This window comes from Pseudomonas sp. S2_B10 (assembly GCF_054668425.1).
On sequence record NZ_CP162768.1, the window covers coordinates 3886763 to 3909628 of the forward strand.

15 protein-coding genes and 1 pseudogene are annotated in these 22866 nt (G+C 61.9%); 7 read left to right on the forward strand and 9 right to left on the reverse strand.

Annotated features, from left to right (window positions below; translation table 11 throughout):
- The first annotated feature begins 437 nt into the window (after positions 1-437).
- Positions 438-1127 (forward strand): methyl-accepting chemotaxis protein, encoded by a 690-nt coding sequence (locus tag AB4O45_RS17300; RefSeq protein WP_370695133.1) that lies wholly within the window; start codon positions 438-440, stop codon positions 1125-1127.
- A 120-nt stretch (positions 1128-1247) separates the two neighbouring features.
- Here AB4O45_RS17300 and AB4O45_RS17305 read toward each other — a convergent pair whose 3' ends face one another.
- Positions 1248-2024, reverse strand: coding sequence for a TatD family hydrolase (locus AB4O45_RS17305; protein WP_423664490.1), 777 nt, complete (start codon positions 2022-2024; stop codon positions 1248-1250).
- Positions 2025-2027: 3 nt separating this feature from the next.
- Positions 2028-3023 carry a catabolite repressor/activator gene (gene cra, locus AB4O45_RS17310; protein ID WP_122699955.1) on the reverse strand — a complete coding sequence of 332 codons (996 nt, stop codon included), beginning with the start codon at positions 3021-3023 and terminating at the stop codon, positions 2028-2030.
- Positions 3024-3328: 305 nt separating this feature from the next.
- Here cra and ptsP point away from each other — a divergent pair, with 305 nt between their 5' ends.
- The 4 genes and pseudogenes from ptsP (at position 3329) to AB4O45_RS17330 (ending at position 10533) form a co-directional block, all read left to right on the forward strand.
- Positions 3329-6190: a phosphoenolpyruvate--protein phosphotransferase gene (ptsP, locus tag AB4O45_RS17315; RefSeq protein WP_460160364.1), complete on the forward strand. Its 2862-nt coding sequence runs from the start codon at positions 3329-3331 to the stop codon at positions 6188-6190.
- Positions 6190-7131: a 1-phosphofructokinase gene (gene pfkB / locus AB4O45_RS17320; protein ID WP_460160365.1), complete on the forward strand. Its 942-nt coding sequence runs from the start codon at positions 6190-6192 to the stop codon at positions 7129-7131. Before ptsP ends, pfkB begins: the two co-directional genes overlap by 1 nt.
- Before the next feature lie 11 nt (positions 7132-7142).
- Positions 7143-8876, forward strand: a complete 1734-nt coding sequence (locus AB4O45_RS17325; RefSeq protein WP_095180358.1) for a PTS fructose-like transporter subunit IIB — start codon at positions 7143-7145, stop codon at positions 8874-8876.
- 114 nt (positions 8877-8990) lie between these two features.
- Positions 8991-10533 (forward strand): annotated as a pseudogene (locus AB4O45_RS17330) (alkaline phosphatase D family protein).
- A gap of 188 nt (positions 10534-10721) precedes the next feature.
- Here AB4O45_RS17330 and AB4O45_RS17335 read toward each other — a convergent pair.
- From AB4O45_RS17335 to AB4O45_RS17345, 3 genes are all read right to left on the reverse strand, one after another.
- Positions 10722-11090 carry an endonuclease domain-containing protein gene (locus tag AB4O45_RS17335; protein WP_252885359.1) on the reverse strand — a complete coding sequence of 123 codons (369 nt, stop codon included), beginning with the start codon at positions 11088-11090 and terminating at the stop codon, positions 10722-10724.
- Between the two features lie 225 nt (positions 11091-11315).
- On the reverse strand, positions 11316-13844 hold the full coding sequence (locus tag AB4O45_RS17340; RefSeq protein ID WP_460161511.1) for a PepSY domain-containing protein: 2529 nt from the start codon (positions 13842-13844) through the stop codon (positions 11316-11318).
- Positions 13845-14077: 233 nt separating this feature from the next.
- Positions 14078-16393, reverse strand: coding sequence for a TonB-dependent receptor (locus AB4O45_RS17345; protein ID WP_256809563.1), 2316 nt, complete (start codon positions 16391-16393; stop codon positions 14078-14080).
- Between the two features lie 207 nt (positions 16394-16600).
- Here AB4O45_RS17345 and AB4O45_RS17350 point away from each other — a divergent pair, with 207 nt between their 5' ends.
- Positions 16601-17281 carry a Fe2+-dependent dioxygenase gene (locus tag AB4O45_RS17350; RefSeq protein WP_130928102.1) on the forward strand — a complete coding sequence of 227 codons (681 nt, stop codon included), beginning with the start codon at positions 16601-16603 and terminating at the stop codon, positions 17279-17281.
- Positions 17278-18033, forward strand: coding sequence for a tetratricopeptide repeat protein (locus AB4O45_RS17355; RefSeq protein WP_460160366.1), 756 nt, complete (start codon positions 17278-17280; stop codon positions 18031-18033). Before AB4O45_RS17350 ends, AB4O45_RS17355 begins: the two co-directional genes overlap by 4 nt.
- Before the next feature lie 300 nt (positions 18034-18333).
- On the opposite strand, the gene AB4O45_RS17360 is transcribed toward AB4O45_RS17355, so the two are convergent.
- The 4 genes from AB4O45_RS17360 to AB4O45_RS17375 all read right to left on the reverse strand — a co-directional run bounded on the left by AB4O45_RS17360 (position 18334) and on the right by AB4O45_RS17375 (position 22865).
- Positions 18334-19497 carry a type III PLP-dependent enzyme gene (locus AB4O45_RS17360; RefSeq protein WP_016771733.1) on the reverse strand — a complete coding sequence of 388 codons (1164 nt, stop codon included), beginning with the start codon at positions 19495-19497 and terminating at the stop codon, positions 18334-18336.
- 653 nt (positions 19498-20150) lie between these two features.
- On the reverse strand, positions 20151-21308 hold the full coding sequence (locus AB4O45_RS17365) for an osmoprotectant ABC transporter ATP-binding protein OsmV (protein WP_016771732.1): 1158 nt from the start codon (positions 21306-21308) through the stop codon (positions 20151-20153).
- On the reverse strand, positions 21305-21958 hold the full coding sequence (locus tag AB4O45_RS17370) for an ABC transporter permease (RefSeq protein WP_039759484.1): 654 nt from the start codon (positions 21956-21958) through the stop codon (positions 21305-21307). The genes AB4O45_RS17365 and AB4O45_RS17370 overlap by 4 nt, the downstream gene beginning before the upstream one ends.
- Before the next feature lie 13 nt (positions 21959-21971).
- Entirely contained in the window at positions 21972-22865 is an 894-nt protein-coding gene (locus AB4O45_RS17375; protein ID WP_095180363.1) for a glycine betaine ABC transporter substrate-binding protein, read from the reverse strand.
- Position 22866: the final 1 nt, after the last annotated feature.

A 22866-nucleotide genomic window follows, 5' to 3' on the forward strand; every position in this document is an offset into this window, starting at 1 on the left:
ATCAGGCCACGCTGAAATTCCTCGACAACCAGTTGCAGCAGCGTCTGGCGCAGAACCGCACGCACATGATTCTGCAAGCCTCTGCGCTGTCGGTGGTGTTTGTGCTGATTTTCTATCTTTATGGCGGTTTCTACGCCTCGACCCGGACCACCCTGAAAAGCCTGGGCGCGATGATGGACAAGGTCGCGGCCGGTGACATGACCGTCAACTTCAAGGCCAGCAGCCGTGATGAACTGGGCGAGTTGGGCGAGGTGTTCAACGGTACGGTGAAGAAGATTCACGACTTGATCGAACGCGTGGGCCACACCGTGGGTGAGGTCGAGCGCCAGGCCGGGCAGGTGGAGAGCGTGTCGGCGCAGAGCAATCAGGCCGTGGCCGGGCAGCGCTCGCAGATCGAACAAGTGGCGACGGCGATGAACCAGATGTCGGCGACCTCAATGGAAGTCGCTCGCAGTGCCGCCGCTGCGGTGAGCAGCGCCCACAGCGTCAACGACGAAACCCTCAGCGGACGCGGGCTGGTGGAATCGCAGCAGGGCAGCATTGCCGCGCTGGCCAGCGAAATCGATCAGTCGGTGCTGGTGATCAATCAACTGGCCAGCGACAGCCAGTCGATCAGCCGTGTGCTTGAGGTGATCAAGAGCATCGCAGAACAGACCAACCTGCTAGCACTCAATGCGGCGATCGAAGCCGCGCGAGCCGGCGAGCAGGGGCGCGGTTTTGCCGTGGTCGCCGACGAAGTACGCACCTTGGCCAAACGCACCCAACAATCGACCGAAGAAATCGAGCAGATGATCGCCAAACTGCATGGCGGCGTCGGCGCGGCGGTGAAGGCCATGGGCGTCAGCCATCAGATGGCCAACGGCACGGTGGGCCAGTCGGAGAAGGTCCAGCAGGCGCTGGAAAACATCCTTGGCGCGGTGGGCATGATCGTCGACCAGAACCAGCAGATCGCCGCCGCCGTCGAACAGCAGACCGCCGTGGCCCACGACATCGACCAGAATATCGTCGAGATCAACCGTGCCGGCGAACGCACGGCGCAAGGCGCGCACCAGACCGAAGATGCCAGCCGCGCGCTGTCGGCGCAGGTGGTTGAGCTCAAACAGCTGATCAGCGCGTTTCGCGTCTGAGCCCCAAACAATCCTTGTAGGAGCTGACGAGTGCAACGAGGCTGCAATCTTTTGACTTTGCCTTTGAAGATCAAAAGATCGCAGCCTCGTTGCACTCGTCAGCTCCTACCCGGGTACGTGTTACCAGCCGAAGACTTCGCAGCAGTTGGCGGTGCTGGCAGCGGCGAGTTGTTCAGCAGTGATATTCATCAGCTCGGCCAGCGCCGCGCAAATCGCCGGCAGATGCGCCGGGCTGTTGCGCTGGCCGGGGAACATGGCGGGGGCCATGTCCGGTGAGTCGGTTTCCAGTACCACCGATTGCAGCGGCAGTTCCGGCAGGACCCGATGCATGCGCAACGCCTGCGGCCAGGTCGGTGCGCCGCCGAGACCCAGTTTGAACCCGAGCTTGATGTATTCCCGCGCTTCTTCGCGGCTGCCGGCGAAGGCGTGGATGATGCCGGCGCGTTTGAGTTTGAAGCGCTTGAGCGTGGCGATCACCGCTGCGTGGCTGCGGCGTACGTGGATCAGCGCCGGCAACCCGAAGTCCGCCGCCAGTTGCAGCTGCGCTTCGAACAACGCCTGTTGCCGTTCGCGATCGAGGTTTTCGATGAAATAATCGAGGCCGATTTCGCCCACCGCGCATAACTGCCGATGCCCGCGCAACCGTGTCAGCCAGTCCCCCAGCGCGTGCAAATCCTCGGAGCGATGCTGATCGAGGAACACCGGATGCAGACCGAACGCCGCATACAGGTCGGCATCGCTCTGCACCAGGTCCCACACCCGTTGCCAGTTGCCCTGATGCACGCCCAGCACGACGATGCGCCGCACGCCGAGAGCGCGGCTTTCGGCCAGCAACTCTGCGCGATCGGCGTCGAAGTCGGGGAAGTCGAGGTGGGTGTGGCTGTCGATCAGCTCCACGCTTCAGTCCCGATGAATACGCTGCTTGAAAGTTCGCGCAATGGCTTGCACGCCCGGTTGGTAGTCGTCCTGCTCCACGGCGGCCAGGGCCAGTTCCAGGGCCTTGTCGGCGATCAATTGGTGTTGCTGGGACATGGCGTTGACCGGCAACGGCAGGAAATCCAGCAACTGCGTGTCGCCGAACGTGCCCAAGCGCAGCGGCCGCGATTTCAGCGGGAAATCATGCAGCGCATCGAACACGCCTTGCAGCAGTACGTAGGAAGTGGTCACCAGTGCGTCAGGCAAATGCCCCAGACGCTGCAGGAGTTCTTCCATCAATTGCTTGCCGCACTCGCGGCTGAACGACTCGGCGTGCTCGATCAGCACCTCACCTTTGAAGTCTTTGAGCGCTGCGCGGAAACCGGCGGCACGCTCCTGGCTGATGCTCAGCTCCGGGCGTGCGCCTAGCAGGACGATCTGCTTTGGCTGCGGATCGAGCAGGCTCTGGGTCAGATGCAGGCTGGCCTCGCGGTCGTCGCTGATCACCGAGCAGAAATGCTCCGGTTCCATGACCCGGTCGATGGCGATGATCGGCAGACCCTTGGCCTGCAACTGGCGATAGCTGTCATCACCGGCCGGCAGGCAACTGGCGACGATCAGCGCATCGCATCGGCGCGCGCGGAACAGTTGCAGCAACTGGCGCTCGCTGTCCGGCGCATCGTCGGAGCTGGCGATCAGCAATTGATAACCGCGAGCCCGCGCGCCTTGTTCGAGCAACTTGGCGATCCGCGCGTAACTGGGGTTTTCCAGATCCGGCAGGATAAAGCCCAAGGTGCGCGTGTGCCGACTGCGCAGGCCGGCCGCTTGCGGATTGGGCGTGAAGCCGTGCAGATCGACCACCGCGCGCACGCGCTCGACGGTCGCGTTGCTGATGCGTTGCTGTTCGGCCTTGCCGTTGATGACGTAGCTGGCGGTGGTGACGGAGACGCCGGCCAACCGCGCGATATCACTGAGTTTCAACCCGGTATTTCCTTGTTTTTTCGAGCATGCCGCGACATTTTCGCCAATCCTACCCGATAAGGGCAGTCGACTTATTGCCTGGGCAGATCCGACCAGTTGGACTTCAAGGATGAGACATTATCGAGTAACGTGCCGATCAATCTAGATTAAACGTTTCAGCAAGCGTATTTTCTACGTTTTAGACGCCTTTGGCCGGTTCTGCCGTGAAACCGCCAAAACTGCCGCTGAAAAGCGCGGCAGAGCGCCTAAGCTGTGAACCATTCAAAACAATACCTGGCGTTGAACTGCGCCAAAAAGGAGATCGCATGCTCGAGCTCACTATAGAGCAGATATCCATGGGCCAGTCGGCCGTGGATAAACCCGCTGCCCTGCAATTGCTGGCCAGTCATCTGGTCGCCGATGGTCTGGTTGCCGACGGCTACCTCGCCGGCCTGCAGGCCCGGGAAGCCCAGGGCTCGACCTTTCTCGGTCAAGGCATCGCCATTCCCCACGGTACGCCGGAAACCCGCGATCAGGTATTCGCCACCGGCGTGCGCCTGATGCAGTTTCCCGACGGCGTCGACTGGGGCGATGACCAGATCGTTTATCTGGCGATTGGCATCGCGGCGAAATCCGATGAACACCTGCGCCTGCTGCAACTGCTGACCCGCGCCCTCGGCGAGACCGATCTGGGCCAGGCCCTGCGTCGCGCCAGCTCGCCCGAAGCGCTGCTGAAGCTGCTGCAAGGCGCGCCGCAGGAACTGGCGCTGGACGCGCAGATGATCGGCCTCGGCGTGTCGGCCGACGATTTCGAAGAACTGGTCTGGCGCGGCGCACGTCTGCTGCGTCAGGCCGAATGTGTGAGCAATGGCTTTGCCGGCGTGTTGCAGCAAGTCGAAGCGCTGCCATTGGGTGATGGCCTGTGGTGGTTGCACAGCGAGCAGACCGTGAAGCGTCCGGGGCTGGCGTTCGTCACCCCGGACAAACCGATGCGCTACCTCGGCCAGCCGCTTAGCGGTCTCTTCTGCCTGGCGAGTCTGGGCGAAGCGCATCAGGCGCTGCTCGAGCGTTTGTGCGCGTTGCTGATCGAAGGTCGCGGCCACGAACTGGGCCGCGCCACCAGCAGCCGCAAAGTCCTCGAAGTGCTGGGCGGTGAACTGCCTGCCGATTGGCCGAGCGCGCGTATTGCCCTGGCCAACGCCCACGGTCTGCATGCGCGCCCGGCGAAGATCCTTGCGCAACTGGCGAAGAGTTTTGACGGCGAAATCCGCGTGCGCATCGTCGACAGCCAGGACAGCGCCGTATCGGTGAAGAGCCTGAGCAAACTGCTCAGCCTCGGCGCCCGGCGCGGTCAGGTGCTGGAGCTGATCGCCGAGCCGAGCATCGCCAGCGATGCCTTGCCGGCCTTGCTCGCGGCGATTGAAGAAGGCCTCGGTGAGGAAGTCGAGCCGCTGCCGGCCGTGAGTCAGCAGCGCGAAGTGATCGCCGACATCGCCGAAGTGCTGATCGCGCCGGCCTCCGGCAGCCTGTTGCAGGCGATTCCTGCCGCACCGGGCATCGCCATCGGCCCTGCGCACATTCAGGTGCTGCAAGCCATCGATTACCCGTTGCGCGGCGAATCTGCCGCGATCGAGCGCGAGCGCCTCAAGCAAGCGCTTAGCGACGTGCGCCGCGACATTCAAGGCTTGATCGAACGCAGCAAGGCCAAGGCGATTCGCGAGATTTTCATTACTCACCAGGAAATGCTCGACGACCCGGATCTGACCGATGAAGTCGACACCCGCCTCAAGCAAGGCGAAAGCGCCGAAGCGGCGTGGATGGCGGTGATCGAAGCGGCGGCCAAACAGCAGGAATCGCTGCAGGACGCTTTGCTCGCCGAGCGTGCCGCCGATCTGCGCGACATCGGTCGCCGGGTGCTGGCGCAATTGTGTGGCGTGCAGACCGCGAACGAACCTGAGCAACCGTACATTCTGGTGATGGACGAAGTCGGCCCGTCCGATGTCGCGCGTCTGGATCCTGCGCGGGTTGCGGGGATTCTCACCGCGCGCGGCGGCGCTACCGCGCACAGCGCCATCGTCGCTCGTGCCCTCGGTATTCCAGCACTGGTCGGCGCGGGTGCGGCGGTGCTGTTGCTCGAGCCGGGCACGCCGCTGTTGCTCGACGGTCAGCGTGGCCGTCTGCATGTCGACGCCGATGCCGCGACCCTCAAGCGTGCCGCCGAAGAACGAGACACCCGCGAGCAACGCCTGAAGATCGCCGCCGAACAACGCCATCAACCGGCGCACACCACCGACGGCCACGCCGTCGAAGTGTTCGCCAACATCGGCGAAAGCGCAGGAGTGACCAGCGCGGTGGAGCAGGGCGCTGAAGGCATTGGCTTGCTGCGCACCGAACTGATTTTCATGGCCCACCCGCAGGCACCGGATGAGGCAACCCAGGAAGCCGAATACCGTCGCGTCCTCGATGGTCTGGCCGGACGGCCGCTGGTGGTGCGCACGCTCGACGTCGGCGGCGACAAACCGCTGCCGTATTGGCCGATCGCCAAGGAAGAAAACCCGTTCCTCGGCGTGCGCGGCATTCGCCTGACCCTGCAGCGGCCGCAGATCATGGAAGCGCAACTGCGCGCCTTGCTGCGTTCGGCCGACAACCGTCCGCTGCGGATCATGTTCCCGATGGTCGGCAGCGTCGAAGAGTGGCGCCAGGCCCGCGACATGACCGAACGCTTGCGTTTGGAAATTCCAGTCGCCGACCTGCAACTGGGGATCATGATCGAGGTGCCGTCCGCCGCATTGCTTGCGCCAGTGCTGGCCAAGGAAGTGGATTTCTTCAGCGTCGGCACCAACGACCTGACCCAATACACCCTGGCCATCGACCGTGGTCATCCGACGCTGTCTGCACAAGCGGACGGCTTGCACCCGGCGGTCCTGCAACTGATCGACATCACCGTGCGTGCCGCCCATGCCCATGGCAAATGGGTGGGTGTCTGCGGCGAGCTGGCGGCGGATCCGCTGGCGGTGCCGGTGCTGGTTGGCCTCGGTGTCGACGAGCTCAGCGTGTCCGGGCGCAGCATTGCCGAAGTCAAGGCGCGCATCCGTGAACTCAGCCTGCCCCAGGCGCAAACCCTCGCTCAACAGGCCCTGGCCGTGGGCAGCGCGAATGAAGTGCGCGCATTAGTGGAGGCCCTGTAATGGCCAAGATTCTCACCCTGACCCTCAACCCGGCACTCGACCTCACCGTCGAGCTGTCACGGCTCGATGCCGGTCAGGTCAATCGCAGCGAGGAGATGCACACCCACGCTGCGGGCAAAGGCGTCAACGTCGCCCAGGTGCTGGCGGACCTCGGCCATCAGGTCACCGTCAGCGGCTTTCTCGGCGAAGACAATCTGCAAGCGTTCGAAACCCTGTTCGCCAAGCGTGGTTTTATCGACGCGTTCATCCGCGTGCCGGGCGAGACGCGCAGCAACATCAAGATCGCCGAACAGGACGGGCGCATTACCGACATCAACGGTCCGGGGCCAATGGTCGATGCAATGGCGCAGCAAGCTTTGCTTGATCGCTTGCTGCAGATCGCACCGGGGCACGATGCGGTGGTGGTCGCCGGCAGTCTGCCGCGTGGCGTCACTGCGCAATGGTTGCGCGAGCTGATTGAACGGCTGAACGCGCTCGGCTTGAAAGTCGCCCTTGATTCCAGTGGTGAGGCTTTGCGCGCCGCGTTGCAGGCCAGCCCCTGGCTGATCAAACCGAACACCGAAGAATTGGCCCACGCCCTCGGCTGCGAAGTGGTGTCGCCGATCGCCGAAGCACAAGCCGCCGCACGTTTGCATGCGCAAGGCATCGAGCACGTGGTGATCTCTCACGGCGCTGACGGGGTCAACTGGTTCAGTGTCGGCTCGGCCCTGCATGCCTCGCCGCCGAAAGTCAGCGTGGCCAGCACGGTCGGTGCCGGCGATTCATTGCTGGCTGGCATGCTCCACGGTCTGCTCAGTGCTGATACGCCGCAGCAAACCCTGCGCACCGCCACCGCGATTGCGGCAATGGCGGTGACCCAGATCGGTTTTGGCATCAACGACGCTGCGCAACTGGCGCAGCTCGAACAGGGCGTGCGCGTGCGCCCCCTGACAGAACAATAAGAGGGTTTGTGATGAAGTTAGCCATTGTTACGGCTTGCCCGAACGGCATGGTCACCAGTGTGCTGTGCGCGCGCCTGCTCGATGCAGCGGCGCAGCGCCAGGGCTGGAGCACCAGCGTTGAAGTGGTCGATCCGGCACACCCGGAACGCGAATTGTCGGCGGCGACCATCGAAGCCGCCGAGTGGGTCTTGCTGGTCACCACTGGCGCGGTGGACATGAGTCGCTTCGTCGGCAAGCGCGTGTTCCAGATCGCTCCGGCGCAGGCGCTGCAGGATGTCGAAGCGGTACTGCGTCGCGGTGCTGAAGAAGCCGAAGTCTACGTGGCCAGCGCAGTCGAACCGGCGATTGACGCGCCACGTGCGCCGCGCATCGTCGCCATCACGGCCTGCCCGACCGGCGTCGCCCACACCTTCATGGCCGCCGAAGCGTTGCAGCAGACCGCCAAGCGTCTGGGCTATGAATTGCAGGTCGAAACCCAAGGCTCGGTCGGCGCGAAAACCCCGCTCAGCGCAACGGCCATCGCCGAGGCTGACGTGGTACTGCTGGCGGCGGATATCGACGTCGCTACCGAGCGTTTCGCTGGCAAGAAAATCTATCGCTGCGGCACGGGCGTTGCGCTGAAGCAGTCTGAAGCGACTTTGAAAAAAGCCTTGGCCGAAGGCGCTGTCGAAAGTGCGGCAAGCGACGGCAAGGCCCCGGCCAAGTCCGAGAAAACCGGCGTCTACAAGCACCTGCTCACGGGTGTGTCGTACATGCTGCCAATGGTGGTGGCGGGTGGTTTGCTGATCGCATTGTCGTTCGTGTTCGGCATCACCGCGTACAAGGAAGAAGGCACGCTGGCGGCGGCGCTGATGCAGATCGGCGGCGACACCGCGTTCAAGCTGATGGTGCCGTTACTCGCCGGTTACATCGCCTACTCGATCGCCGATCGCCCGGGCCTTGCGCCGGGGATGATCGGCGGTTTGCTCGCAGGCACTCTGGGCGCCGGATTCATCGGCGGGATCATTGCCGGTTTCATTGCCGGTTACGCCGCCAAAGCCATCGCCCGCTATGTGAAATTGCCGCAGAGCCTGGAAGCGCTGAAGCCGATTCTGATCATCCCGTTGCTGGCCAGTCTGGTGACCGGCCTGGTGATGATTTACGTGGTCGGCAAACCGGTCGCCGGCATGCTCGCCGCGCTCACCCAGTTCCTCGACAGCATGGGCACCACCAACGCAATTCTGCTCGGCGTGCTGCTCGGCGGCATGATGTGCGTCGACCTCGGCGGGCCGATCAACAAGGCCGCCTATGCGTTTTCGGTGGGGCTGCTGGCCTCGCAGAGTTACGCACCGATGGCCGCGACCATGGCCGCCGGCATGGTGCCGCCGATTGGCCTGGGTATCGCCACGTTCATTGCCCGGCGCAAGTTCGCCCAGACTGAACGGGAGGCCGGCAAAGCGGCTTTCGTGTTGGGCCTGTGCTTTATCTCGGAAGGGGCGATTCCGTTTGCTGCGAAAGATCCGCTGCGGGTGATCCCGGCGAGCATCGCTGGCGGCGCGCTGACCGGTGCCTTGTCGATGTACTTCGGCTGCAAACTGATGGCGCCGCACGGTGGCTTGTTCGTGCTGGCGATCCCCAATGCGATCAACCATGCTCTGCTGTATCTGCTGGCGATCGTTGCGGGGAGCCTGGTCACGGCGGTGGTGTATGCGCTGCTCAAACGGCCTGAGGCTGTCGAGCTACCGCTGGAGCCCGCCAAGGCCTGACCGACAACACCAAATCCCTGTGGGAGCGAGCAGGCTCGCTCCCACAGGAGTCTGCATTGTCATAGCGGATTCATACACCCGTGCTTAAGTTTTCCCTTTTGCAGGGAGAACACCATGAGCGATTTCAATCTCGGTCGGCGTCGCGTCATGCAAGCGGTCGGCGCCGGGCTGTTGCTGCCGGGGCTGGCGCCGGCGGTGATTGCCTCGGTCAAGGATCGTCCGCAGCTCACCGACGGCGTGCAGTCCGGCGACCTGCTCGGCGACCGCGCGATGATCTGGAGTCGCAGCGATCGGCCGGCGCGCATGGTGGTCGAGTGGGACACCGGCAGCCTGTTCGGCAACCCGCGCAAATTCGTCTCGCCACTGGCCGATGCGCGCAGCGATTTCACCGCCCGCGTCGAACTCACCGGCCTGCCGGCCAACCAGGCAATTTTCTATCGCGTGCACTTCGAAGACGCCCAGAGCGGCGTCGCCAGCGAACCGTGGTTCGGCCATCTGCGCAGCGTGCCAACGACAAAACGCGACATCCGTTTTGTCTGGAGCGGTGACACCGTAGGCCAAGGCTTCGGGATCAACCCGGACATCGGCGGCATGCGCATCTACGAAGCCATGCGCCTGCGTCTGCCGGACTTCTTTATCCACAGCGGCGACACCATCTACGCCGACGGCCCGGTGCCCGCGCAACTGACCACAGAAAGCGGGCGCATCTGGCGCAATGTCACCACTGAAGCCAAAAGCAAAGTCGCGCAGACCCTCGACGATTATCGCGGCAACTATCGCTACAACCTGATGGACGAAAACATCCGCCGCTTCAACGCCGAGGTGCCGCAGATCTGGCAGTGGGACGACCACGAAGTGGTCAACAACTGGTCGCCGGGCAAGCAGCTGGATGAACGCTATCAGGAGAAAGATATCCACAAGCTGGTCGGCCGCGCGCGGCAGGCGTGGCTGGAATATGCGCCGATGCGTTTGCAAGCGGCGGACGGCGGCGGGGCGGATTTATCGCAAGCTCAGCTACGGGCCGATGCTCGACGTATTCGTGCTGGATATGCGCAGCTATCGCGAGGCCAACGATGCCAACCTGGGCGCGGCAAAACCGTTTCTCGGCCGCGAGCAGCTGGACTGGCTCAAGCGTGAGTTGCAGGCATCGACGGCGCAGTGGAAAGTCATCGCCGCCGACATGCCCATCGGCCTTGGCGTGCCGGACGGCGAGGTCAGTGCGGGCGTTGCGCGTTGGGAAGCCGTGGCCAACGGCGACCCCGGCCCGGCGCAGGGGCGAGAGCTGGAAATCGCCGAGCTGCTCGGATTTTTACGTGCGCAGCAGGTGCGCAATTTCGTGTTTCTGACGGCGGACGTGCACTACTGCGCGGCGCATCACTATCATCCGGACCGCGCGGCGTTTCAGGATTTCGAACCGTTCTGGGAATTTGTCGCCGGACCGTTGAACGCCGGCAGTTTCGGGCCGAACCCACTGGACAAGACGTTTGGCCCAGAGGTGGTGTTCGAGAAAGCACCGCCCGCACAGAACACCTCGCCGTTTGCCGGGTTTCAGTTTTTTGGCGAGGTGAATATCGAAGGGCAGAGCGGGGAGATGAGCGTGGTGTTGCGGGATCTGGATGGTGTAGCAGTGTTTGAGCAGAAGTTGCAGCCTGTTTAATCACGCTGGATCAAAAGCCCCTCACCCCAGCCCTCTCCCGGAGGGAGAGGGAGCCGACCGAGGTGTCTCGCGTTAAGCATCGACCTGGAAGATCGAGGTGATTATGGCTTTGGATTCAGTGAGGAACGCTCAGGTCGGCGTCGATCTCGAGCATCCCCCAATCAGTCCCCTCTCCCTCTGGGAGAGGGCTAGGGTGAGGGCATTTTCCGCTCTGCCGCAATTCTGATGATCTGCTCCAACACATCATCCATCTGCTGAAGCACCTCAAGATTGCTGAATCGCACGACGTCGATGCCTTGTTGAGACAGGAAGTTCGACCGGCGCCGATCGTGAACCACCCCGGCCGTCTCATAATGCTGGCCACCATCCAGCTCAATCGACAATCTCAACTCTACACAATAAAAATCCAGCACAAACGGCGGACATGGAAACTGTCGGCGAAATTTCAGGTTGGCTATCTGCCGGGAACGCAGGCGCTGCCAGAGCAGGTGTTCGCAATCTGTCTGGTCGGTGCGCAAGTGGCGGGCGAATTGGGCGAGGGTAGGGCGGCTTGGCATGGCTTCACGGTCCTTGTGAAGTTGAGTGGAGATTTAACAGTAGCCCATTTCCCTCATCGGAACGCCGCCCGCCCAGCGCTCTCCCAGAGGGAGAGGGAGCCGACCGAGGTAATTATGGCTATGGATTCAGTGAAGAACGCTCAGGTCGGCGTCGATCTCGAGCATCCCCCAGTCGGTCCCCTCTCCCATTGGGAGAGGGCTAGGGTGAGGGGGTTTTCGCAGGCGTTAGTAAACATCCCGGCGGTAGCGGCCCTGTTCGATCAGGCGTTCGACTTCGGCGCTGCCGAGGATATCGTTGAGCGCCTGGTCTACGCCTGAGGCCATCCCTTGAAGGCTGCCGCAGATATAAATGACGGCACCACCAGCCAACCACTTCTTCAGTTCATCCGCCGACTCACGCAAGCGATCCTGCACATAAACCTTCTCAGCCTGATCCCGCGAAAACGCCAGATCCAGCCGCGCCAGATCGCCATTGACCAGCCATTCCTCCAGCTCGGCGCGGCACAGGAAGTCGTGCTCGAGGTTGCGCTCGCCGAACAGCAGCCACTGCCGTTGCTGACCATCGGCAATGCGTGCCTTGAGCAAACTGCGCAGGCCGGCGAGGCCTGTGCCGTTGCCCAGCAGGATCATCGGCACGGGTTCGTTCGGCAGGTGGAAACCACTGTTGCGCCGCACGCGCAGGCTGATGCTGCCGCCCACAGGCGCATGCTCGGTGAGCCAGCCGGAGCCTATGCCGAGGCTGCCGTCGCTGTGCTGTTCCTGACGCACGATCAGCTCCAGCACGCCGTCAGCGGCAATCGAGGCGATGGAGTATTCGCGCATGGCCAGCGGCACCATCGCGTCGACCAGCGACTGCGCATGCAGGCCGACCAGATGCGCGCGGTGTTCGGGCAGTTGCCGTGAGGCGAGGGCCACTTCCAGTGGTTCGTCGATGCCGTTGACCTTCACCGGTGTTTCGCCACGGATGCCGAGGCCGTCGAGGAAATGCTCGATGGCCCACGGGCAATTGCGTGGCAACACTTCGACCAGGTCACCAGCCAGCCAGCTGCGGGTGTCCGGGGCTTTGAGGCCGAGCAGATAGACCGGCGCGCCGCTGCTGTCGGGGTTCATCAGTTCGCGCCGCACCAGCGTCCAGTTGTCGTAGCTGGGTGCTTGCCAGGTTTCGCTAGGCGCCTGTCCGGTGAGCTGGCCGAGTTGCGTTTGCCAATGACGCAGCGCGTAGGGATCGGCGCTATCGACCTCCACCGGGGCGAACAGCGTCTTGCCGCCGTGCTCGCCGAGCCATTGATGCAAGCGTTTGGCGAAGCCACAGAAGTGCGCGTACTGCCGATCGCCGAGGCCGAGCACGGCGTAGTTGAGGCCGTCGAGTGTCGAGGCCTTGGCCAGCACTTTGCGTTCGAAACCGCGCGCGCTGTCCGGCGCTTCGCCGTCGCCGAAGGTGCTGACCACGAACAAGGCGTTGTTCGAATCCCGCAGATCCTGTTCGCTGAGATTGGCCAGCGGCTGCACGTTGACCGGCAACCCGGCGGCCTGCAATTGTCCGGCGGTCTGCCACGCCAATTGTTCGGCGAAACCGCTCTGGCTGGCGAAACCGATCAGCCATGCCGAAGCATCGGCGGAGGGTTGTGCGAGGCCCTGGCGGGCATCCTTGATCTGCTTTTTCTTGCGCCGACGGTCCAGATACAGCAGCCAGCCAGTGATGAAAAACAGCGGCATGCACACCGCCGCGATCGTCACGATGATGCGCCCGACAAGGCCGAAATAGCTGCCGACGTGCAGCGCATAAATGCTGGTCAGCAGTTGGGCCTTGAAGCTTTTGTCGGCATAGCGGTCGACGCGTTTGACCACGCCGGTGGCCGGGTCGAGGGTGATCTGGTTCAGCGCGCGGTCATGGGGCGAGCTGTCGAGCAGGTAGAACACCGTCGCCGGCTGGCCGGCCACCGCCGGCATGCGAATGTTGTACGCGGCCAGACCCGGGCCGGCAGCGCTGTAGATGCTGCTCCACATCGCTGCGTAGTCGGCGGTCGGTGCCGGACCTTCCGGCGCCGGGCCGCGACCGCCGCGTACGCGTTCGTTTTGCGGCGCGTCGGAAAGCAGTCGGGTCAGGCCCTTGTTGTACCACTCGTACGACCATGACAACCCGGTCAACGCCAGCAGCAGATACACCAGCAAACACCAAGTGCCGGCCACCGAGTGCAGATCCCAATTGAACGCGCGGCCCTTCTTTTTCCAGTCCAGGGTTAACCACACGCGCCAGCTGTTCCACTGGCGTGGCCAGCGCAGATAAAGGCCGGAGAGGCAGAAGAACAGCAGCATCAAGGTGCAGGCGCCGGTGATGTTGCGCCCGGTATCGCCCATGGCGAGGAAACGGTGCAGTTGCAGCATCAGGCCGAAGAAGTCCTGGCCGGTGGCATCGCCCTTGAACTCGGCGGTGTACGGGTCGAAGTAGCGCATTTCGCCACGTCGTTCGCCCTTGGGCGGGGTGAAGAACACCCGTGCGGCGTGACCGCTGTCGGTCTCGACCCAGAGCATCGCGACTTTCTTGCCGGACGCAGCTTCGATGCGCTCCACCAGTTCCACTGGCGGCAGCACTCCAGCGACTTGTTTTTCCACCTGCAGAACGGACGGATTGAGCGCGCGCAGGATCTCGTCCTGAAACGAATAGGCCGCGCCGGTGATGCCCATCAGGGCCAGCACCAGCCCTGCGGTGATGCCAAAAAACCAGTGCAACTGGAACAGGGTTTTCTTCAACACGTCACTCGCCGTCCGTTCGGAAATTGTCATCACGGCGCGCATTATGCCGTGGGTTATCAAGAAGCGTTTTGCGTAACACACAAAAGCCCCGTTCAACTGAATGAACGGGGCCGAGCCTCGCGGCACATTCCCTGTGGGAGCGAGCCTGCTCGCGAAAGCGGTGTGTCAGTCAGCATCGATGTTGCTGAAAGATTGCCTTCGCGAGCAGGCTCGCTCCTACAGGTTCCAAATCGTCAGAAGTGGAAATTGGTGCTCAACAGCGCCGTACGTCCCGCCGCCTGATTGGCGAAGTGGGTCGAGAAGGCTTTGTCGTAATAGGTTTCGTCGGTCAGGTTCTGCACGTTGAGTTGCAGGTCGACGTTCTTGGTCAGCTTGTAGGCCGCCATCGCGTCGTAACGCACGTACGAATCGACCATCGTCGTGTTGGCGACACTGCCGTAGACGTCGTCGACGTAGAACGCGCCACCACCGATCGTCAGCTTTGGCGTGACCTGGTACGTGGTCCACAGGCTGGCGCTGTTTTTCGGTGTGTTCGGCAGATCGTTGCCGTCGTTGGCACGACCCAGCGGGCCGCCATCAACCTGTTCGCTGTCCATGAAGGCGTAACCGGCGAACACCTGCCACTTGTCGGTGATCTTGCCGCTGGCCGACAGTTCGAAGCCTTGCACGCGGGTCTTGCCGGCGTTCTCGTAGGAGCTGGTATCGACTTGCACGCGAGCGTTTTCCTTCTCGGTGCGGAAGATGTCGGCGGTCAGCGACAGGCGATCATTGAGCAGATCCCACTTGGTGCCGATCTCGTAGTTCTTGGTGGTTTCCGGCTCCATGTCGCTGCTCAGCAGGTTGCCGCTGCGATCCGGTGTGCCGCCCAGCGGGTTGCCTTCCTGACCTTCGCCCAAGGTGTTGCCCGGCGGTGTCGCCGAGGTCGCATAAGAGGCATAGATGCTGCCGTTTTCCGCCGGCTTGTAGACCACGCCGAACTGGCCGGTGACGAATTCGCTGGTGTCATCACCCTTGGAGGTGGTGGTCCCTGCGGCGTTGTAGGTCTTGTAGTCGGTGTCGAAGTGGTCATAGCGCAGGCCCATGTTCACCAGCCACTGCTCGGACAACTCCAGCGTGTCGAACACGTACAGCGCGTAGGTGTCGGCCTGGGTGTCGGTGCCGGCGTAGTTGCGCGAGATTGCGCCGTTCCACGGATCATTCGGATTCGGGTTCGACAGCGAGGTGCAGTTGTAACCGCTGGCGGCGCCGATCAGGCCCGGGTTGCAGTTGGTGGTGACGACGCTGGTGCGCGGCGTAGTGTCGGTGTTGACGTTGTACGAGGATTTCTCGCTCTGCTCACGGGTGTATTCGACGCCGGTGGAGAAGCTGTTCTTGAAACCGGCCACGTAGAAGGTGCCGAACAGGTCGGTCTGGTTGGTGGTGGTTTCGGTGTTGCTCACCCGCGTGTTGGCCCGACGCCAGACGCTGCCATTGTTGACGTTGCCCTTGCTGTCGTCCGGCTGGGTGAGGATGTAATCCTGCATGCTGCTGCCGTGGCGCAGGGTGTTCTTGATGGTCAGCGCGTCGTTGAGGTCGTGCTCGATGGCGAAGGTCGCGGTGTCGGTGCGGCCCTTGCGGAAGTCACGATCCAGACCATAGAAGTTGTCGTGATCGCCACCGGCGTACGGCTTGTCCGGATTGGACTTGGTGCGTGCGGCCGAACCACCGGTTGGGATGGTGTACGGGATGCCCGAGTCCGGGGTGTCGTTGCTTTCCAGATGGTAGTAGTCGAGGTTTACACGGGTATCGGTGCCCAGGCCGAAGGCCAGCGACGGCGCGATGCCCCAACGGTCGTAATCGACCTTGTCGCGACCGGCGACGTTGCTCTCGTGGCTCATCAGGTTGAGGCGGCCGGCAGCGCTGTCGCTGAACTGATAGTTGCCGTCGAGGGTGTAGCGCTGGGTCTGGTCGGAGCCGTAGGTGAAGCCGCCGTCGAAGGAGTTGCCCAGGTGCGCTTTCTTGCTCACCAGGTTGATGCTGCCGCCGGCGGCGCCGCGACCGCCAATCGCCGAGTTCGGGCCTTTGCTGACTTCGATGTTTTCCACGGCGAAGATTTCGCGGCTCTGCGAACCGGTGTCGCGCACGCCGTCCAGGTAAGTGTCACCCTGAGCATCGAAGCCGCGAATGAACGGGCGATCGCCCTGTGGGTTGCCGCCTTCACCAGCACCGAAGGTAATGCCCGGCACGGTACGCAGGGCGTCCTGCATATTCAGCGCGCCGGTGTCCTTGAGCACTTGTTGCGGGATGACGGTGACCGATCGCGGCGTGTCGACCAGCGGCGCGGTGTACTTGGGCGAGGAGGCTTTTTCGACCTGATAGGAGGTCGAGTCCTGGGCTTCACCGGTGATGGCGGTGGCGTCCAGGGCAATGGCGTTGCCGGAAGTTTTGCTCTCGGTTTTTTCCGCCGCGAAGACCATCTGCCCAGCCGAGCCGGCGGTGATTGCGACACCGATTGCCGAGGCGAGCAGACGTGGTGAACTGACCGGTAATTGTGCGTGTTGACGTGCCATTTTTATTTCCCTCCCCAAGGATTTGAGGCGGCGGAATATAGGGTAAACAGGTATTCGTATCAATTGCGAAACATTGTTATTCGCATTGAATTTACATTCTTTACAATTTGCCCTTACGGTTTCTGCTTGTTCATCCGTCTCGGGGGTTTTACACAGTCAATAAGAATCAATACCATTGCCGCCTTCTTGCCATCAGGTGACATCGCCATGCTGCTGCACATTCCCGGGCTGTTCGCAAAAGACGAAGTGCAGCGCATCCGCCAGGCGCTGGAGCAGGCGGATTGGGCCGACGGCAAGATCACCGCCGGCTTCCAGTCGGCCAAGGCCAAGCACAATCTGCAACTGCCCGAAGGCCACCCGCTGGCCAAGGAAATCGGCGCGGCGATGCTCGAGCGGCTGTGGAAGAATCCGCTGTTCATGTCTGCCGCACTGCCGCACAAGGTCTTCCCGCCGCTGGTCAATTGCTACACGGCCGGCGGCAGTTTTGATTTCCACATCGACAACGCCGTGCGCCAGCCCAAGGGCAGCATCGAGCGAGTGCGCACCGATCTGTCGGCGACGTTGTTTTTCAGCGAGCCGGAAGATTACGACGGCGGTGAGCTGGAGATTCAGGACACCTACGGCACCCAGCGAGTGAAGCTGCCGGCCGGCGACATGGTGTTGTATCCGGGCACCAGTTTGCACAAGGTCAATGCGGTCACACGTGGTGCGCGTTATGCCTCGTTTTTCTGGACGCAGAGCCTGGTGCGCGAAGACAGCCAGCGCGCGCTGCTGTTCGAAATGGACGGGGCGATTCAGCAGCTTACGCAGGACATGCCTGATCACCCTTCGCTGATCCGCCTCACTGGCACTTATCACAACCTGCTGCGGCGCTGGGTCGAGGTATGAGTTTCCAGTTGCGCCGCGAGGAAGTTCTCGACGCCGCCGGGTTGACGGCAATGCTTGAAGAAAGCCCGGCCCGCGCTGCGCAGGCGATCTTGCTGGCGGCAGGCGAGGGCGAGGTTGAAGCGCAGGCGCTGCTTGGGCAGATCCTGCTGGACGGTCAGGGCATCGCGCAGGATCAACCGCTTGCATTGCGCTGGTTCGGCATCGCCGCCGGTCGCGGGCATCTGATGGCGCGCAACATGCTCGGGCGTTGTCATGAGCATAGTTGGGGTTGTGCGGCGGATGCCTCGGTCGCGGCGCAGCATTATCGAATCGCTGCCGAGGCGGGGCTGGACTGGGCGATGTACAACCTGGCCAATCTACTGGCCACCGGGCGCGGGGTGACGGTTGATCATCAGCAGGCGCTGGCGTTGTACCGGCGCGCGGCTGAGTTGGGTCACGCGAAATCGATGAATCTGCTGGGGCGCTATCTGGAGGAAGGGCAGGTGTGTCCGGCGGATCCGCTGGCAGCGCGCGAGTGGTATCGGCGTTCGGCTGAGGGAGGGGATTTTCGTGGGCAGTTCAGTTATGCGGCGGTGTTGGCGGCTGAGGGGCGGGTTGATGAAGCGGTTGTTTGGCTTGAGAAAGCCTTGGCCGGGGGCAATCTTAATTTTCTGCGGGTGGCGAGTGAAACGCTGTTAAGTGCTACAGATCCAAAAATCCAGGGGATGGCTGCTCGGTTCTCGCTTCGCTATGCAGAATTGCAGCGCGTCTGAATTCGCAAGCCCTCACCCTAACCCTCTCCCAGAGGGAGAGGGGACTGATTGGGGGATGTTTAAGAGGTACGCCGACCTGAAAGTGCTTTGCCGAATCCATAATCGACTCGATCCTTCTGGTCGGTGCATGATGCGCTACACCTCGGTCGGCTCCCTCTCCCTTGGGAGAGGGCTGGGGTGAGGGGCCTCGGTTTCAAGTACCCCGCAAAACTTCAAGTCGAACGCACAGACACAAAAAAGCCCATGACACGTCATGGGCTTTTCACTTGCAGCTAGCAGCTAGAAACTTGCCGCTGCCTCTTAAACGTAAAACGACTTCAGCGGCGGGAAGCCATTGAACTCGACCGCGCTGTAACTGGTGGTATACGCACCGGTCGACAACCAGTACAGACGATCACCAATCGCCAGGTTCAGCGGCAGGCCATACTTGTAGTTCTCGTACATGATGTCGGCGCTGTCGCAGGTCGGGCCGGCGATGACGACTTCTTCCATCTCGCCTTTCTTCTCGGTCCAGATCGGGAACTTGATCGCTTCGTCCATGGTTTCGATCAGGCCGGAGAACTTGCCCACATCCGTGTAAACCCAACGCTCGACAGCAGTGCGCGACTTGCGCGCAACCAACACCACTTCGCTGACCAGAATACCGGCGTTGGCAATCAGCGAACGGCCCGGCTCGAGGATGATTTCCGGCAGGTCGTCACCGAAATCTTCCTTGAGGAAGCGAATAATCTCTTCGGCGTAGGTTTCCAGGCTGTTGGTGCGGGTGATGTAGTTGGCCGGGAAGCCGCCGCCCATGTTGATCAGCTTGAGGTGGATGCCGTCTTCTTCTTTCAGACGTTCGAAGATCACTTTGACCTTGGCGATCGCCGCGTCCCAGACGCTGATGTCGCGCTGTTGCGAACCGACGTGGAAGGAGATGCCGTACGGCACCAGACCGAGGTCGCGGGCGAGGATCAGCAAGTCCATGGCCATGTCGGTCTGGCAGCCGAACTTGCGCGACAGCGGCCAGTCAGCAGTGGTCGAGCCTTCAGTGAGGATGCGCACATAGACTTTCGAACCCGGTGCAGCCTTGGCGATGTTGCGCAGGTCGGCTTCGGAGTCGGTGGAGAACAGACGCACGCCCTTCTCATAGAAGTAGCGGATGTCCTTGGATTTCTTGATGGTGTTGCCGTAGCTGATACGGTCCGGGCTGACGCCGCGATCCATGACTTTGTCCAGCTCGTAGATCGAGGCGATATCGAAGCTCGAACCCTTGTCTTTGAGCAGGTCGATGATCTCGACGGCCGGGTTGGCCTTGACCGCGTAGTAGACCTTGGCGAATTCGAAACCGGCGCGCAGGTCATCGTAGGCCTGGGCGATCATCGCGGTGTCGATCACCACGAACGGGGTTTCCTGTTTGTCGGCGAACGCCTTCATTTTGTCGAATGTAGCGCGCGCGAAATAGTCTTCGACCTGGATCGACATGCTGGGTGCTCCTATGGGCAAACTCGTAAAAACAATGGGTGCATGAACGCCCTCCGTATCCCCACTTTGGTTCGCCTACTTCCCAAGGCATGTCGCCGAAAGCAAAAAGGCCCAGAGATGTGCAGCTATCCCTTGGCCTTGCTGTCTCGTCGTCAGTACTTGAGCCGGATGGATCGTTTCCAGCATGGACGTTCGGCGCGAACTTTAGGGCGTGAGGGGCGCGAGATCAACTAAAAATGTCGCGTTTTTGCACGCTTCTGACGTGCGTCGCGTTCATCACTCCTTCTACCCGACCGAGATGACGGGCAGATGTTCCCGGCAAATTTTCGAGTGTTAAAAATACCTGCACGTTCGTGGCTTTTGTCGGCTAGATCGTTGGTAAGTGTGATGGCGGCAACATCGGCGACGTTGGCAGCGAGAGAGTCTTTTGAAGGGGGATTTGGACCTTGAAGAAGCTGAATTGACGACACTCTAGCAGGAGAGGCTGTTGAGATTCTTTGTCACCCAGTGAAGATCAACAAAATTGCGTAGATCCTGTGGGAGCGAGCCTGCTCGCGAAGGCATTTTCACAGCCGCCATCAGCGTCGACTGATATTGCGCTTTCGCGAGCAGGCTCGCTCCCACAGGGATCGGGTTTCAACCGCGTAGATGGTTTACGCGACCACGGTCTCAGCCGGCGAGACGATACTGGTCTTCATCCCCCGTGAGCGTCCCGAACTCAGGTATGCCGCAATCGACTCCTGCGTCACTTCACCGAGGAATACCCGTTCGGCATCCATCACCGGCAGCCAGGCGCGGTTGAACTCGTACATGCGCGACAACAGGATGCGCAGGTGCTCGTCGTACGCTGCGGTGGCGTTGAACTCGCGCAGGAATTGCGCGCAGGTGCCGGTCTGGCGATGCAGGTCGCGACGGCGCACGTAACCCAGCGCCTTGTTCTCGGCGCAGGTAACCACCACGTAGCGACGGTCGTGCTCGTCCATCAATTCCAGCGCATCGGCCACCGGGGTTTCCGGGCTGACCGACGGCGCGTTGTCCGCCGCGTCTTCGGCTTTCACCAACAGCAGGCGTTTGAGCGTGCTGTCCTGACCGACGAAATTGCTGACGAAATCATCCGCCGGATGCGCCAGCAGGGTGTCGGGATGATCAATCTGCAGCAGCTTGCCGGCGCGGAAAATGGCGATCTTGTCGCCCAGTTTGATGGCTTCGTCGATGTCGTGGCTGACCATGATCACGGTCTTGTTCAGCGCGCGCTGCATCTCGAAGAATTCGTTCTGGATCATCTCGCGGTTGATCGGGTCGACCGCGCCAAACGGCTCGTCCATCAACAGCAGCGGCGCATCAGCGGCCAAGGCGCGGATCACGCCGATACGCTGTTGCTGACCACCGGACAGTTCACGCGGGTAGCGATGCAGATACTGCTTGGGCTCGAGCTTGATCATGCTCATCAGTTCGCGGGCGCGGTCGTGGCATTTCTGTTTGTCCCAGCCGAGCAGTTTTGGCACCACGACGATGTTTTCTTCGATGGTCATGTTCGGGAACAGACCGATCTGCTGGATCACGTAGCCGATGTTGCGGCGCAGGGTCACCTCGTCGAGATCGGTGGTGTCTTCACCGTTGATGAGGATCTTGCCCGAAGTCGGTTTGATCAGGCGGTTGATCATTTTCAGCGTGGTGCTTTTGCCGCAACCCGATGGCCCGAGGAACACGCAGATCTCGCCTTCATTGACGGTCAGGCTTACCGAATCCACGGCTTTGACATCTTTGCCGTTGCTTTGGAAAGTTTTGCTGAGGTTTTGAAGTTCGATCATTTCAGGAGTCCTTTTGGAGTCAACGAGCGTTGCAGCCATTGGAGAAACAGGTCGGCGAAGATCGCCAGAAGACTGACCAGCAGCGCGCCGACGATAAGCATCGACATGTCACTGCGGCTGATGGAGGCGAGGATCAACACACCGAGGCCGCCGGCGCCGATGGTCGCGGCGATGGTCATCACGCCGATGTTCATCACCACGGCGGTGCGCACGCCAGCGAGGATCACTGGCACCGCAATCGGCAGTTCGACCATGCGCAGGCGCTGGCCGAAGGTCATGCCGATGCCGCGCGCAGCTTCGCGGATGCCCGGTTCAACGCCGGTCAGGGCGAGGTAGGTGTTGCGCATGATCGGCAGCAGCGAATAAAGGAACACGGCGGTGATCGCCGGCAGCGGCCCCAGGCCCTGGCCGAACTTGGAATAGAACGGCAGCAGCAGACCGAACAGGGCGATCGACGGCACGGTCAGCAGCACCGTGGCGCTGGCCTGCAGCGGGCCGGCGAGGGTGGGGAAGCGTGTCATCAGGATGCCCAGCGGCACGCCGATGACGATCGCCAGGGTCACGGCGATGCCGACCAGAGTGATGTGCTGCCAGGTCAGGTGCATTACCTGCTGCCAGTCGAGATGGGAAAAGGCGTTCAGAAATTCCATGACTTCTCCTCTCTTAATTCAGTGGATGCTGGCGCAGGAAATCGGCGGCAACGGACGAAGGGCTCTCGTGGTCGACGTCGACCCGCGCGTTGAGTTGGCGCATGGTTTCGTCGTCGAACAGTTCGGCCAGCGGCTTGAGTTGTTCGGCCAGTTTCGGGTTGGCATCCAGCGTGGCCTGACGCACCACGGGAGCGGCGGTGTAGTCGGGGAAGTAATGCTTGTCGTCTTCCAGCAATTTCAGGCCGAAGGCATTGAGCCGGCCATCGGTGGTGTAGACCAGACCGGCAAACACCTGACCGTTACGCAGCGCTGTGTAGACCAGGCCGGCGTCCATCTGGCGGATGTTCTTGCGGGTCAGGTTCATGTCGTAGAGCTTGACCATGCCGTCGAGACCGTCGGAGCGGTTGGCGAACTCGGTGTCCAGCGCCACCAAGTGGTTGGTCTTGGCCTCGGCGCGCAGCACTTCGTTGAGCTGGCTGATGTTGCCGATCTGCGGATATTGCTCGGCGATTTTTTTCGGCAGAGCGAGGGCGTAGGTGTTGCTGAATTTCGACGGCGTCAGCCAGATCAGGCCTTTCTTCGCGTCGAGCTCTCTGACCCGGGCGTAGGACTGCGCGCTGTCGAGTTTTTCAGTGACGTGGTTATAGGCCACCAGCGACACGCCGGTGTATTCCCAGAGCAGGTCCAATTGGCCACTTTCGTGGGCGCTGCGCGCGAGGTTGCTGCCCAGACCGCCGGTGATTTGCGCGTCGTAGCCTTTGCTGCGCAGGTATTGCGCGGTGATTTCGGCGAGCAGGGTCTGCTCGGTGAAGACCCGGGCGCCGAGGCGGATGACCGGTTTTTCAGCGGCTTGCGCGATTCCTGCGAACAGCAGGACGCAGCCTAAGATCAAGCTAAGTCGTTTCATA